Below are 13,130 nucleotides of genomic sequence, written 5' to 3' on the forward strand. Positions count from 1 at the left end.
TATTTTCATTTTTAATCTTGGCTTTCTCAATATTTTCGGCGCAGCAAAAGCCGGTGCAGATTGCCTTTCTCTCGGATATTCATTTTCAGGATTTGTACGGAAGCTTTTCCGATAGCGATTTTAAAGGAATTATCAATCCGAAAACCGGTAAACCAACCATTCTAAGAACCATGGATGCACAGCTGCATTCTACCCGGATTTTCAATGAAAACTATTTTGCGCTCCTGAAAGCGTTGGATGATATTGCCGGAAAAGAAATTAAGATCGTAGCCATGCCCGGCGATTTTTCAGATGACGGGCAGGCCTACAATCTCCGCGGATTGCACAACATTCTGAATCAATATCATCAGCAATATGGAATTGAATTTTACATGACAACCGGAAACCATGATCCGGTAGGCCCGTTCCGGCAGGATTCAGGAAAAGATGATTTTTTGGGTCAGGATGGTTATCCGCTCGGTATTTACAGTAAAGGGAATATCGGAAAGACCGATCGGAAAATAACCACACGGGACATTGCCGAGTCAGGCTATCTCGAGATTCTGGATGAATTGAAAAACTTTGGATTTTATCCTAAAAAGAAAGACCTGTTTTGGAGTACACCTTTTTCAAAATACGCTCCGAAAGAATATTCCTATGAAAAAGCATTACAGGATGCAGATTACACCAAAAGAATGTACAATGTCGCCGAAGGCTTTCCCGTTCCGGATCTCAGCTACGTTGCCGAACCGGTACAGGGGATCTGGCTGATGGCAATTGACGGAAATACGTATATTCCCAAAGATATAAGCGAAAGTCCTCAAAATCCCGGAAATTACAAAGGAGCAGGTATCGGTTATAATAATGTACTCACTCACAAAAAGCACCTGATTGACTGGGTTAAAAGAACCATGGCCGAAGCCCGCAAGAATGGGAAAACCGTGATTGCATTTACCCATTATCCTATGATTGATTTCAATGACGGCGCAACGAACGAAATCAAGAGTCTGTTGGGCGACAAAAAGTGGCAAATGGAACGAGTTCCGGAAGAAGAAGTTGCGAAGGCCTTTGCGGAAGCAGGTTTGCAGATTCATTTTGCCGGACACATGCATGTCAACGATACCGGAATCAGGAATATTAATGGAAATATGCTGGTTAATGTTCAGGTGCCATCGCTGGCGGCTTATATTCCTGCTTATAAAGTTCTTACCATACATTCCTCCGACAGGTTTGAGGTACAGACAGAAGTTTTAAACGACGTCCCGCGTTTTAACGAATTGTTCCCGCTGTACGAAAAAGAATATGATGTTTTAGCAAAAGATGGAAGTAAAAAGCTCTGGAATAAAGATATTCTGAGATCCTCATCTTATCATGATTTTATGCTCTTTCATCTTAAAGAACTCGTACGGCTAAGAATGATTCCGGATGAGTGGCCTAAAGATTTTATAGAAAAAACAAAAGATTTTACCGGTGAAGATCTCCTGCTGCTTGTAAAGACAAAAGATCAGCTCTTGACAATAAAAGTAGATCAGCAGTCCTTCAGAAAGTGGAAAATGGAAGATCTCCTTCTGGATCTTTATAAATTTCAGTCGGCCGACGAACTGGCCCAAAAGGATATACCCACTGAAAGACTTCAGCAGTATAAAATTCTGGAAGAGCTTTTTTCAGCTTATCAGGGACGAGATTCATTGATTACAAATCTTAAAAAAGTCTTTAAAATTCTGTCGCTCCTTTCCAACGGAGATCCGGCAGATCACTTTGAGGTCAATCTAAAAAAGAATTCCATTATTAAGCTGTAAATGAAACGGGCTGCAGGGATGATATTCTTTATGTTTTAAAAAAGGGTATGTTGTAATACGTACCACAAAAATTCATCTTGTTTTTTTTGCCGAAAAATGCTATCTTGTAAATCTTACAAACATAGATAGAATTTAATGCTAGAAAAGAAAGAACACAATTACGAGAAGGCCGTTTTGGTAGGTGTTGTTACGCAGCATCAGGATGAGGATAAACTTCAGGAATATATGGACGAGCTGGAGTTTTTGGCGTACACCGCAGGAGCTACCGTAGACAGACGTTTTACCCAAAAATTAACACAGCCCGATTCTAAAACATTTATCGGAAGCGGTAAGGCGCAGGAAATCAGAGATTACGTAAAAGAAAACGAAATAGGAACCGTCATTTTTGATGATGAACTCTCTCCGTCCCAGCTTAAAAACCTGGAAAGAGAAATGGAAGTAAAAATACTGGACAGAACCAACCTGATCCTTGATATTTTTGCCCAACGGGCCACGACATCATACGCAAGAACCCAAGTAGAACTGGCACAGTATCAGTATCTTTTGCCGCGACTGACAAGAATGTGGACCCACCTTGAACGTCAGAAAGGAGGAATCGGGATGAGAGGTCCCGGGGAAACGGAAATTGAAACCGACAGACGTATCATCCGTGACAGAATTTCATTATTAAAAGATAAGTTGAAAACCATTGATAAACAGATGGCTACCCAAAGAAATAACAGAGGGAAAGTCGTAAGAGCAGCATTGGTAGGATATACCAATGTCGGAAAGTCAACATTGATGAATGCGCTTTCCAAATCGGAGGTTTTTGCTGAAAATAAGTTATTTGCAACCTTAGATACCACAGTAAGAAAAGTGGTGATCGGAAACCTTCCGTTTCTGCTCACCGATACTGTAGGATTTATCAGGAAGCTTCCGACACAGCTTGTGGAATCATTTAAATCTACTCTGGATGAGGTACGCGAAGCCGATCTTCTGATTCATGTAGTGGATATTTCTCATGAAAGCTTTGAAGATCATATTGACTCTGTTAATCAGATTTTGATGGAAATTAATGCACATCAGAAACCAATGGTTATGGTTTTCAATAAGATCGATGATTTCAGCTATGAGAAAAAAGATGAAGACGATCTTACGCCTTCTACAAGAAAGAATGTTTCGCTGGAAGAATGGAAAAATACCTGGATGGCCAAATCAAAATATCCAACCGTATTTATTTCGGCGCTTACCAGGGAAAATTTCCCCGAAATGAAGAAGATGATCTATGATGAGGTTATGAAAATCCATATCTCAAGATTTCCTTACAACGATTTCCTTTTTGAGTATTTTGATAACGATGAGGAAGAAAACAGCCATACAGAATAATGAGACATTACATTTTGCTTTTATTCCTTTTGTTTTCGGTGTTCAGCTTTGGGCAGAAATCGGCGGTTGATCTGAAGATGATCAGGAAAGATCTTAAAAATGATAAATCTCCGTACAATTATGAGAAGCTCATTTTTAAATATAAGGCTTATCCTAAATCTCTCGATACAATAGAATCTCAACATCTGTACTACGGCAGGAATTTCAGAAACGACCTCGTTTCTACAATGGATGAAGATTTTAAAATGCTGGCAGAATCTTTTAAGAACGGAGATTTTGACGAGTGTATTAAAAAAGGGAAAGTCCTTTACGAAAAAGATCCCACCAACTTGGATGTTATTCTGATTTTATTGAGGGCATATGATGCTAAAAAGGAGGGAGGCAATTTTATACATCATCTCAATCAGTTTCGTACCCTTACAGATGCAATCAGGAGTTCCGGTGACGGAAAGTCCGAAAAGACTGCGTATATCGTCAATTCTGTGGGAGATGAATATATTCTCCTGAATATCCTTAATCTCGGACAGGACTATACACAGGTTTCAAAGCCCGGAAAAGACGGAATGTTTGACTTATGGCAAAAAGACAGTAATACCGTTTATATAAAAGTACTTTATATTGATTTTTAATTAATAAAATAAATTAAAACCGCTCAGTGGAGTTATACTATTCATTTTCAGCGTTAATCGTTTTAGCATCCATATTCTCATACCTTAATTACAGATTCCTTAAACTTCCAAGTACCATTGGAATTATGGTGATCGCTATTGTTGTTTCCATATTTCTGGTTTCCTTCGGAGAAGCCGTGTTGCCGAGAACTTTCGGCCATCTTCATAACCTGATGAACAGCATTGATTTTACAGAAGTATTGATGGGAGCTATGCTGAATTTCCTGCTTTTTGCGGGAGGAATCCATATTAATATAAACGACCTTAAAGAACAGCTGCGCCCTGTGCTTATATTCTCGACTTTAGGAGTGGTGATATCCACTTTTGTAGTAGGCTTTGGAATGTTTTATATTCTCCCGGTTCTGGGGATCGAGCTTCCTTTTATTTACTGTCTTCTCTTTGGGGCACTTATTTCGCCAACGGATCCGGTGGCTGTATTAAGTATCCTGAAACAGGCGAACGTTTCAAAATCCCTGGAAACAAAAGTAGCAGGAGAATCTTTGTTTAATGACGGTATGGCCGTAGTGGTTTTTACAGTTGTGCTTCAGTTGGCTATCGGGAATGAAGTCGATCTCGGTGTGGAAAGTATCGGGATGCTTCTGCTTAAAGAAGCGGGTGGAGGTTTGTTGCTGGGAGTGATACTCGGATGGGTAACTTCCCGACTGATGCGAGAAGTGGACGATTATATAATTTCCGTGCTGGTAACTCTTTCTGTTGTCATGGGAGGATATCTCATCGCACGGCAGATGCATATTTCGGGGCCTTTAACGATGGTTGCCGCGGGTTTGTTTATGGGTAATTTTAATGTTAAATTTAAAATGAAATCCGTTACCCAGGATTATCTTATTAAATTCTGGGAACTGATAGATGAAATCCTGAATGCCGTACTGTTCCTTTTCATAGGATTTGAGCTTTTGCTGATAAAAGATCTCAGCCATTTCATGATTCCGGGGCTTGTCGCGATTGTTGTCGTATTATTGGCAAGGCTCGTTTCCATCTACGGTCCGACGAAGTTTATGACAAGAACTTTCAGTCCGCAAACAGTAAAAGTGCTGGTTTGGGGAGGAATCCGGGGTGGTGTTTCTATTGCTTTGGCTCTTTCGATCCCAAAAAACGAATACAGTACTGCTGTTTTAAGTATTACTTATTGCGTTGTGGTGTTTTCAATTGTTGTTCAGGGACTTACCATTGGTAAAATTGCCAATCCTAATAAAATTGCCAAAGAAGAAGAGGAACAGGAAAATACTTTAAATGATATTGGTTAAAAAATTGTAAATCAAAATGCAAATAAAAAAAATTATTACAGTATTAATCTTATTGGTATTTGGTGTCAGCTTAGCTCAGATTAATGTTGAGGAAATTGAAAAAAACGCCGTTGAAAATCCACAGGAATATTTTTACAAATATTTAGAAATCTTTAAACAAGATCCTTCGAAACTGAATCAGCAGGAGCTGAACCAAATGTATTACGGAAGCCGTTTTGTAAAGCCAGAATACAATATCAAAGATTATAATGATGATTATGAGAAAATCTGGAAAATTGCTTCGAGAAAAGGATTATCAAAAGGAAAGGCAGAAAAAATTCTGGCTGCAGCTGAAGCTGCCTACAATAAAAATCCTCTGAATATGGAAATTCTGGTTTCCATGGTAAATATTTATCTTGCGACCGGAGAAAAAACAAAAGCAGAACGATGCATATTGCAGAATAATACGATTATTAAAATAATTGATGAAAGCGGAACCGGGCGAAGCGAAGATTCGCCAATTTGTGTGATTACTGCAGGAGATATGATGACCTTTGCCAAACCTGTTATGATGAGGGGAAGAGATTTTAAACAAAAAGATCTGAAAACTGACAAGAGTTCAATACTTACGGAATATTCTAATGGGGGAGCCAGCTTATTCGTTAAATGTATTGGCTGTTTTAATTTTTAGTCATGGAAACGTACCGTCAGATTTTAGAAGCTTTAAATGAGCTTTCCATTCCCGAAAAAGCAGCGTTTTTTCCGAAGTTTTTCAAAACAGGGAAAGGTGAATACGGAGAAGGTGATTTGTTTTTGGGCGTAACCGTTCCGGATCAGCGTTCGGTTGCCAAAGAATATTATTCTCAGATTTCTTTTACGGATCTTGGCGCGCTGCTTTCGTCAGAATATCATGAGCACCGTCTCACGGCCTTGCTCATGCTGGTTTTAAAATTTGAAAAAACAAAAGATGAAAACATAAAAGATGAAATTGTAACATTTTATCTGAACCATTTAAGGTATATCAACAACTGGGACCTTGTAGATTCAAGCTGTTATAAAATTCTTGGCAGGTATTGCTGTGAATATCATAAAGAAGAGATCTTAAGAAAGCTGTCGGCTTCTGAAGAAATGTGGCACAAAAGAATCGCCGTAGTCGGAACCCTGTATTATATCAAAAAAGGTGTTTTTAATCTTACTAAAGAATTTGTTACTGAAAATCTAAGGCACCCGCATGATCTGATGCATAAAGCAAACGGCTGGATGCTGCGGGAAATGGGTCAGAAAAATCAGCAGGAACTGATCTCTTATTTAAACAAGTATTATAAAGAAATGCCGAGAACCTGTCTGAGATATGCCATTGAAAAATTAGACGAGCCGACTCGTCAGGATTATCTGAAAGGAAGAATATAAATTTAAAACCCACTCATGAAGAAAATAAAATTATTCTTTGTCGTAACGTCTTTACTGCTGCTTACAAGCTGTTTTGACATTTTGGATAAAGTAAATGTAAAAGCTGACGGCAGCGGAGAATACTCTCTTATTCTCAATGCCAGTAAAAGCAAGACCAGGCTGGCTTCCATTTCAAAAATGGAAACGATCAATGGGAAGAAAGTCCCGAAAAGATCTGAGATTGAAGCGAAAATTAATGAAGCTGCCAGGATTTTTAAGGCTACGCCGGGAATTTCAAACGTAAAAACGTCAATGGATTTTGACAATTACATCATCAGGCTGAGCTGTCATTTCAGTAAAATTGAAAACATCAATGCCGGGCTGGAACAGTTAAAAGCCAGAAACATCATCGGCAAAATGATTCCCACGCAGATCTACAGTCAAAATCTTGCTAAGAAGATGTTCATCAGAAACAAGGTCAATACTTTCAAAAGCGATTACGATAAAATGAGCAAGGCCGACAAAGAGATCTTCAACGATGCCCGCTATATTTCCGTACTGCAGTTTGAAAATATGGTAAAATCTCAATCGAATACGGCTTATTCTCTTTCCCCGAACAAAAAAGCGGTAAAGCTGGAGGCCAATATTATCGACCTCATCATTCAGAAAAAACAATTACAAAATAATATTCTGTTTCAATAACATCAATCACACACCATGAAATCTATACTACAAAAAACGCAGGTGATCCTCTTTTTGCTCTGCTTTTCCCTTCCTTTTGCACAGCAGCGTATGAAACTGCCCGCAGATGTCCTTTTTTATATGGAAATCAATGGGAAACAACTCGATAAAAAAATTAATTGGGGAAAATTTAATCCGATTTTGCAGGAAGTAACCAAAAAGAGAAAAGAAAAGCTCTCCTGGACCGATTATTCCAAAACGGGAATAAAATATGACGCCCCTCAATATCATTATGCTTCTTTCAATGATTCTGTAAAGGCTTACACGGCACATTTTATCATTGATAACAAAGAAAAGTTTCAGGAATTCGTCACTTCCATTAAGAAAAAAGGACTGGAAAATTCCCGCAAGAACAACTACTCGTACGTAAGCCTGGACGATGATATTTTTGTAGCGTGGAATGGCAGCCGTGCTGTTCTTAAGATGATAAGCTACGATAAGCCTTATAAAGACAATTGGGATGAAACAGCTGTTACCGATAGTGCAGCGGCAGTTATAGATAGTGTTGCGGCCGCTGTTGTAGACAGTGTAGCCGTAGATAGTGCTTATGCAGAAGAACCGGAAAAGCCTTTTGATTACAAGGAAGAAATACAATATCTGAAAGATGATATTAAATATTTAAAACAAAGCATCAAGGAGAATACGGCTGAAATTGCAAAAATTCAGAAAGACATCAAATACCTGGAAAAGCATCACCAGTATCCTGAAGAAAAGAAAGGTTCAGCAGATAAAAAGTATGAGGAGCCCATTGTAGAAACGGAACCTTTGCCTGCTCCGGAAGAGGATATGGAAGACTTACAAATTCCTGAATATGATGATTTTAAAAAGGAAATGGACTCTCTGAAAACGGAAAAGTTCAAAATGCACAGAAAGCTTGCAGAAGAATCTTTCGATCAGTATTTTAACTCTAATCTCGAGCTTGACGTTCCTGTTGAAATGACAGCTTCCCGGGATGCCGGTTCGGATGTTTTCGTTTATACCAACTATGGAAGTCTTGTTAATAACGGGGTGTACGGTAAAATGATGAGAATGTACGAATACGGAAATCTTTTAAATTCAATTTATAATTCCGACTCGTCGTATAATCTGTATTTTGATAAAGATAAGGTTAGGCTGATAAACAATTACCAGCATAAAAATGAGGAGGTTCAGAAAAGCGTTGAAGGAATTTACAATGGCCGTAAAAATAAAAAGCTTGCCCGTCTTATTAATGACAAAAGCATTGGCTATTATGCAATTAACGTTAATAGCAGCAAATACTTCGACATGATGTATGCATTGATGAAGAATGCAGGAGATTCCGGGTATCAGAAAGAAACCGAACTCATCATGGAAACCGTGAAAATTGTGCTGGATGAAGAAGCAATCTCAAAAATTGCACCCGGTAACGGAATATTTGTCCTTAATGAACTGAAATCCAAAACTGTTGATTACACGGAATACGAATATGATGATGCATATAACGAAAAAGAGGTAAAGAAAACGAAGGAAGTGGCTGCTCCTGATTTTGTTTTCGCTTTTGCTACTGAAAATGAAGGATACTGGAACCGTATTTTCAATCTGCTGGCTAGCAATAAAAATACCTCCAAAAACTTTTCTAAAAACGGGAACATATATTCTTTTAAAGAAGATCATAATTCGGGATTTATGGATGAGCTGTTCTTTACTGTTAAGGACGGGATTGTGTACGTTACGACTTCAGTGAATAGTTTACATGTTGAAAATCAGGGGCAGATATCCAAAGCGTGGATAAAAGATTCCACAAAATATCCTGCGTCAGGAAGATTTGATGTGCAGAAACTGTTGACCGGACTGGAAAAAGAATTCAAAAGCAGTTCCGAAAGAAAAATGCTGGATCTGGTAAGAAAAAATGTGGGCGACGTATATTTTAAATCAGAATCCAAAGGAAATACGATTCAAACCGAAATCGATTATTCAATTAAAGGATCTTCGGAAAACAGCCTCATGTATTTCTTCGATCTTTTTGACGAAATATATAAATTAAATGAAGCCGACAAAAAACCGCCCGTTCTGTAATGAAAAAGAGAAAAACAGCTTTCGCATTACTCTTCCTGTTCATCTGCGGGTATTTTATTCTTTATCATCGCGATAAGGAATTAAAATATATTCCGAACAATGCAGATGCCGTTGTTTTAGTTGATACCAAAAAGGCGGTGAGGCAGTATATGATAAGCTTTTTATCACATCCTTCAGAATGGTTTAATACAAAAAATAAAAAGGGAAATGCAATTTCCATACAGCAATCGGGGTTGAAAATTCCCGATTTTTTACAGATCTTCCACTTGGAAAATACGGCCTTTTCGGATTGGTACTGCATTCTGGAACTTAAAGATAAATCCGGATTCCTGACTTATTTGAAGCAAAACAGTTTTGCAGAAAAAGGAAATAATCTCTTTCAAAAAGATCATCTCTTTATTAAAATAGAACAGGATTATTGTATTGCCGGAACTTCCAATTCGGCTTTTGAAAATATAAAACGCCAGTTTTCCACATTTTCCCAAAGAACGAATTTCAATTCAGATCAGTTTATTGATGGTTCGTTAGCAAGCATTTCATTGATTGAAAAAGGTCAGATCCGGAATTTTCCTATCCGGTTAAATTCAGATAATATTGAAATTAGCAATGGAGCAAATGAAGATTTTAATTCAGTTGTTGCCAAACTTCAGAAAAGACATCATTTCATTGATTTAGAACTCGATAACGACAATATTCAAAAAATTACTTCAATATTTAAAAACAACATTTCAGATTCTGTACAGATCGGTTATTTGCAGGCGACAGCAGATCTGCAACAGGTAAATGACACGATTATTACCTACGAGTACGATGATAACTTTAATGAAGTTGAAAAGAAAACAATTAAGAAAATCTTACAGCCCAATTATTGTATTTCATTGAAAACTTCAATGCCTGAAAAAGCTTTGCAGTATTTTCAAAATAAAAAATGGGTTAATGCACAAGGTCAGTTTACAGTGATCCCTTTTCAGCCCAATATTATTGAGAAAAAATCTGCAGGGCTCGAAATTTATTCAACGAAAAAAACAGTCCGGGCATCTTTTAGGCTGAATGAAAATTATATTTTTATTAAAAATAATGCATTACTGTTTTCGGGGTTGAAATCATTAACGTCAAAAGAAAAAAGAATAGTTTCAGATATAGACTATATTTTTTACGGGAATAAAGGGCAGCAATATTATATACAACTGCAATTCAAAAAAAGAAGTCTGCCACTGATGCTGAGATGGGGAAACGATTAATTTTAAAGGTATGGAAAATTCAGATATTGCTCTAATCCGGACTTTTGTGCATTACTTTCTGCATTTTGTTTTCCCGGTATTTATTGCTTTGGTGTTTTACCGCAACACCTGGAAGAAAACCTATCTTATCCTTCTGGCAACCATGCTTGTGGATCTCGATCATCTTTTTGCGAATCCTATTTTTGACCCTGACAGAGGAAGCGTGGGATTTCATTTTTTACATTCTTATCATGCCATTGCGGTGTATTTTTTGATGCTGTTTTTTAAAGGAAATATACGAATTGTCGGTATTGGATTGCTGTTCCATATGCTGACGGACCTGCAGGATTTTTATTGCTGGAGCCATTAAAATAACATTAATATTTTTCTTTTAATATTTCAAAAACCATAGATTTTTTGTATTTTGTAGACGCTTATGAAAATGAAAGAACTTTTACATTATACGTATATTTTCCCTATTCTGGCCGTAGGATATTATTTTTCCGGTGTTATGGGTACCGGGATTGTTTCTGATGTAATTGCCGGGATTTTGTTGACAGGAAGTGTACTCTCTGCCGTTCACCACGCAGAAGTGGTAGCCCATAAAGTAGGGGAGCCTTTCGGAACGATAATACTTGCGCTCTGCATAACCATACTGGAAGTCGCACTCATCATCTCACTGATGGTTGCCGGCGGGGACCAGGCCATTACCCTTGCAAGAGATACGGTATTTGCGGCCGTAATGCTGATCCTTAACGGGATTCTGGGGATTTGTATTCTGGTTGGCGGTGTAAAGTACTATGAGCAATTTTTTGCGAGAACATCTGCGACAACTTATCTCGTAAGCATCGTATCCATCCTGATTCTTACCCTCGTTCTCCCGAATTTTACCTCGAGCGTCAACGGACCTTTCTATAATCAGGCACAGCTGATCTTTGTTTCTCTTGCCTGTCTTGTCATTTACGGTATCTTTCTGATGGTGCAGACGGTAAGACACCGGAATTACTTTATAGTATCTGAAGAACATCCTGCAGGACATTATATTCCGTCGTTTCAAAAAACATTAATCAGCTTTGTTTTTCTTGTGATCTGCCTCGCTATTGTTGTACTGATGGCAAAAGGACTTTCTTCTACCATTGAGAATATGGTTCAAAGTTTAGGAGCACCGAAATCGCTGGTGGGAGTTATTATTGCCGGGATGGTTTTATTACCGGAAGGTATGGCTGCTATCCGTGCGGCACGGAGTAATCAGATCCAGTCGAGCCTTAATCTGGCGCTGGGTTCTGCTTTGGCAAGTATCGGGCTTACGATACCGGCAGTTTCCGTAGTGTGTATCCTGTACGATATTCCTTTGGTTTTGGGATTAGACAAAAAAGATATCATTCTGCTTTCATTATCAGTCTTCATTGTGATGCTTTCCCTGAGTCGCGGTAAAACCAATATTCTTTACGGAACGGTATTGCTGGTGAATCTGGCAGCGTATATTTTTACGGTAATTGTGCCATAGAATTGCGCAGCTCGTGATAAATGATCAAATAATTACAGTCTTCTTGCAAGATCCATTTTGAATGCCATCAGTCTGGCAATATTCTCGGATTTGTAAATGGCCATATCAGCATTCTCCCCGGCAAAATTTTCTTCAATCGTGGCTTTCCAAAGTTCAAGCCAGCGGTTGAAATGTTTTTGTTCCATCGCCTGAATCTCATTGATCGGGAAGTGGGCGCCCATAGGATTTCCCTTGTAGGTCATCTGTCCGAATAAAATGATTCCTAGAACGAATACATTTTGGGTAAATGCTTATCCCAGTCTACTTTGGCAATATCGGTAAAGAAGAAGCTTATTGTTTCATCCTTAATGACTTTCGCATAAAAAGAATTAACAAGATATTCTATGTCTTCCCGTGATTCCAGTTTTTTCATAATTCAAAATTAAGGTAAATTCGTTCTTAAATTTAATGTTTTGGGTTGATAAATTTCATAAATGTGGTTTTAGGAAATATGTTCTAAATCCTGAAAACACAAGAGCCGCTATTGCTAACGGTTTTTGTATTAATATCCTCTTTTGGAAAAAAGAATGGATTTGTTTATTACACTTTCTATAAATTCACTAAATTTTTCATTTAGTGGATAAATGTAGCTTTCATCTCCTGCACCATAAGTTACACCGTATACTTTGGGATCTTCAGTATTTTCATCCAGATAAAAGAAGTAGAATTGTTCAAAAGAATTATATTCTGAAATAACCCAGAAAGGACGTGTAATCTGTAAACCTTGTTCTATCAATGCTTCTTTTAAGTCCTTTAGTATTTCTGGATGAGACAACATCTTTAAACTACTATGTCCATTTCCTAATTGTAACCCTCCAGTATATTCTCCAGCTAACAGTAAAAACTCTTTATAAGCCTTAGGAAATTTAATGTTTAATCTATTTTCTACGACTTGTATTTCTGTTGCAGATACACCTTTCCTTTTTTGCTCTCTTATTTTGGGTGCATTTTCTAATTTTTGCATATATATATCCCATAACAATTCTTATTTTAAATTTTTTATTGCTTCTAAAAATTCCTCATCTCCTATTGCATATCGAGTTTTATTAAATCTTGTAGCTTCAATACTCAATTTATCTACGTTATATAATTCTTGTCGGATAAGAATCTGTTTTTTACAAGAGGGGCAGGGTTCGAATAGT

The 13,130-nt window shown here is 37.8% G+C and carries 12 protein-coding genes and 1 pseudogene; 11 read left to right on the forward strand and 2 right to left on the reverse strand.

Going from position 1 to position 13,130, the window contains the following annotated elements; all coding sequences use genetic code 11:
- Positions 1-17 precede the first annotated feature (17 nt).
- The 11 genes from ACYT6F_RS06145 (at position 18) to ACYT6F_RS06195 (ending at position 11,949) form a co-directional block, all read left to right on the forward strand.
- Positions 18-1,778 (forward strand): metallophosphoesterase family protein, encoded by a 1,761-nt coding sequence (locus ACYT6F_RS06145; protein WP_472600354.1) that lies wholly within the window; start codon positions 18-20, stop codon positions 1,776-1,778.
- Between the two features lie 135 nt (positions 1,779-1,913).
- Positions 1,914-3,143 carry a GTPase HflX gene (hflX, locus tag ACYT6F_RS06150; RefSeq protein WP_472600355.1) on the forward strand — a complete coding sequence of 410 codons (1,230 nt, stop codon included), beginning with the start codon at positions 1,914-1,916 and terminating at the stop codon, positions 3,141-3,143.
- Positions 3,143-3,772, forward strand: coding sequence for a DUF4919 domain-containing protein (locus ACYT6F_RS06155; protein WP_472600356.1), 630 nt, complete (start codon positions 3,143-3,145; stop codon positions 3,770-3,772). Before hflX ends, ACYT6F_RS06155 begins: the two co-directional genes overlap by 1 nt.
- A 26-nt stretch (positions 3,773-3,798) precedes the next feature.
- Positions 3,799-5,076: a cation:proton antiporter gene (locus tag ACYT6F_RS06160; RefSeq protein WP_472600357.1), complete on the forward strand. Its 1,278-nt coding sequence runs from the start codon at positions 3,799-3,801 to the stop codon at positions 5,074-5,076.
- Between the two features lie 16 nt (positions 5,077-5,092).
- Entirely contained in the window at positions 5,093-5,746 is a 654-nt protein-coding gene (locus ACYT6F_RS06165) for a DUF4919 domain-containing protein (protein ID WP_472600358.1), read from the forward strand.
- A gap of 2 nt (positions 5,747-5,748) precedes the next feature.
- Positions 5,749-6,465 (forward strand): DNA alkylation repair protein, encoded by a 717-nt coding sequence (locus ACYT6F_RS06170; RefSeq protein ID WP_472600359.1) that lies wholly within the window; start codon positions 5,749-5,751, stop codon positions 6,463-6,465.
- Between the two features lie 15 nt (positions 6,466-6,480).
- On the forward strand, positions 6,481-7,146 hold the full coding sequence (locus ACYT6F_RS06175; protein ID WP_472600360.1) for a hypothetical protein: 666 nt from the start codon (positions 6,481-6,483) through the stop codon (positions 7,144-7,146).
- A gap of 15 nt (positions 7,147-7,161) precedes the next feature.
- Entirely contained in the window at positions 7,162-9,222 is a 2,061-nt protein-coding gene (locus ACYT6F_RS06180) for a hypothetical protein (protein ID WP_472600361.1), read from the forward strand.
- Positions 9,222-10,463: a hypothetical protein gene (locus tag ACYT6F_RS06185; RefSeq protein WP_472600362.1), complete on the forward strand. Its 1,242-nt coding sequence runs from the start codon at positions 9,222-9,224 to the stop codon at positions 10,461-10,463. Before ACYT6F_RS06180 ends, ACYT6F_RS06185 begins: the two co-directional genes overlap by 1 nt.
- A gap of 10 nt (positions 10,464-10,473) precedes the next feature.
- Positions 10,474-10,812: a DUF6122 family protein gene (locus ACYT6F_RS06190; protein ID WP_472600363.1), complete on the forward strand. Its 339-nt coding sequence runs from the start codon at positions 10,474-10,476 to the stop codon at positions 10,810-10,812.
- Positions 10,813-10,878: 66 nt separating this feature from the next.
- Positions 10,879-11,949 carry a calcium:cation antiporter gene (locus ACYT6F_RS06195; protein WP_472600364.1) on the forward strand — a complete coding sequence of 357 codons (1,071 nt, stop codon included), beginning with the start codon at positions 10,879-10,881 and terminating at the stop codon, positions 11,947-11,949.
- Positions 11,950-11,981: 32 nt separating this feature from the next.
- On the opposite strand, the pseudogene ACYT6F_RS06200 reads toward ACYT6F_RS06195, so the two are convergent.
- Together ACYT6F_RS06200 and ACYT6F_RS06205 are read right to left on the reverse strand one after the other, a co-directional pair.
- Positions 11,982-12,361, reverse strand: a pseudogene (locus ACYT6F_RS06200) (group III truncated hemoglobin).
- A gap of 129 nt (positions 12,362-12,490) precedes the next feature.
- Complete coding sequence (locus ACYT6F_RS06205; protein ID WP_472600365.1) at positions 12,491-12,952, reverse strand: SMI1/KNR4 family protein; 462 nt, start codon at positions 12,950-12,952, stop codon at positions 12,491-12,493.
- Positions 12,953-13,130 lie beyond the last annotated feature (178 nt).

Source organism: Chryseobacterium sp. NG-CE01 (assembly GCF_055695505.1).

What these genes read in the sequence shown, in the direction of transcription:
- hflX (WP_472600355.1), top strand. Translation starts at nt 1,914, where the DNA reads ATGCTAGAAAAGAAAGAACACAATTACGAGAAGGCCGTTTTGGTAGGT.
- ACYT6F_RS06155 (WP_472600356.1), top strand. Translation starts at nt 3,143, where the DNA reads ATGAGACATTACATTTTGCTTTTATTCCTTTTGTTTTCGGTGTTCAGC.
- ACYT6F_RS06165 (WP_472600358.1), top strand. Translation starts at nt 5,093, where the DNA reads ATGCAAATAAAAAAAATTATTACAGTATTAATCTTATTGGTATTTGGT.
- ACYT6F_RS06170 (WP_472600359.1), top strand. Translation starts at nt 5,749, where the DNA reads ATGGAAACGTACCGTCAGATTTTAGAAGCTTTAAATGAGCTTTCCATT.
- ACYT6F_RS06175 (WP_472600360.1), top strand. Translation starts at nt 6,481, where the DNA reads ATGAAGAAAATAAAATTATTCTTTGTCGTAACGTCTTTACTGCTGCTT.
- ACYT6F_RS06180 (WP_472600361.1), top strand. Translation starts at nt 7,162, where the DNA reads ATGAAATCTATACTACAAAAAACGCAGGTGATCCTCTTTTTGCTCTGC.
- ACYT6F_RS06185 (WP_472600362.1), top strand. Translation starts at nt 9,222, where the DNA reads ATGAAAAAGAGAAAAACAGCTTTCGCATTACTCTTCCTGTTCATCTGC.
- ACYT6F_RS06190 (WP_472600363.1), top strand. Translation starts at nt 10,474, where the DNA reads ATGGAAAATTCAGATATTGCTCTAATCCGGACTTTTGTGCATTACTTT.
- ACYT6F_RS06195 (WP_472600364.1), top strand. Translation starts at nt 10,879, where the DNA reads ATGAAAATGAAAGAACTTTTACATTATACGTATATTTTCCCTATTCTG.
- ACYT6F_RS06205 (WP_472600365.1), bottom strand. Translation starts at nt 12,952, where the DNA reads ATGCAAAAATTAGAAAATGCACCCAAAATAAGAGAGCAAAAAAGGAAA.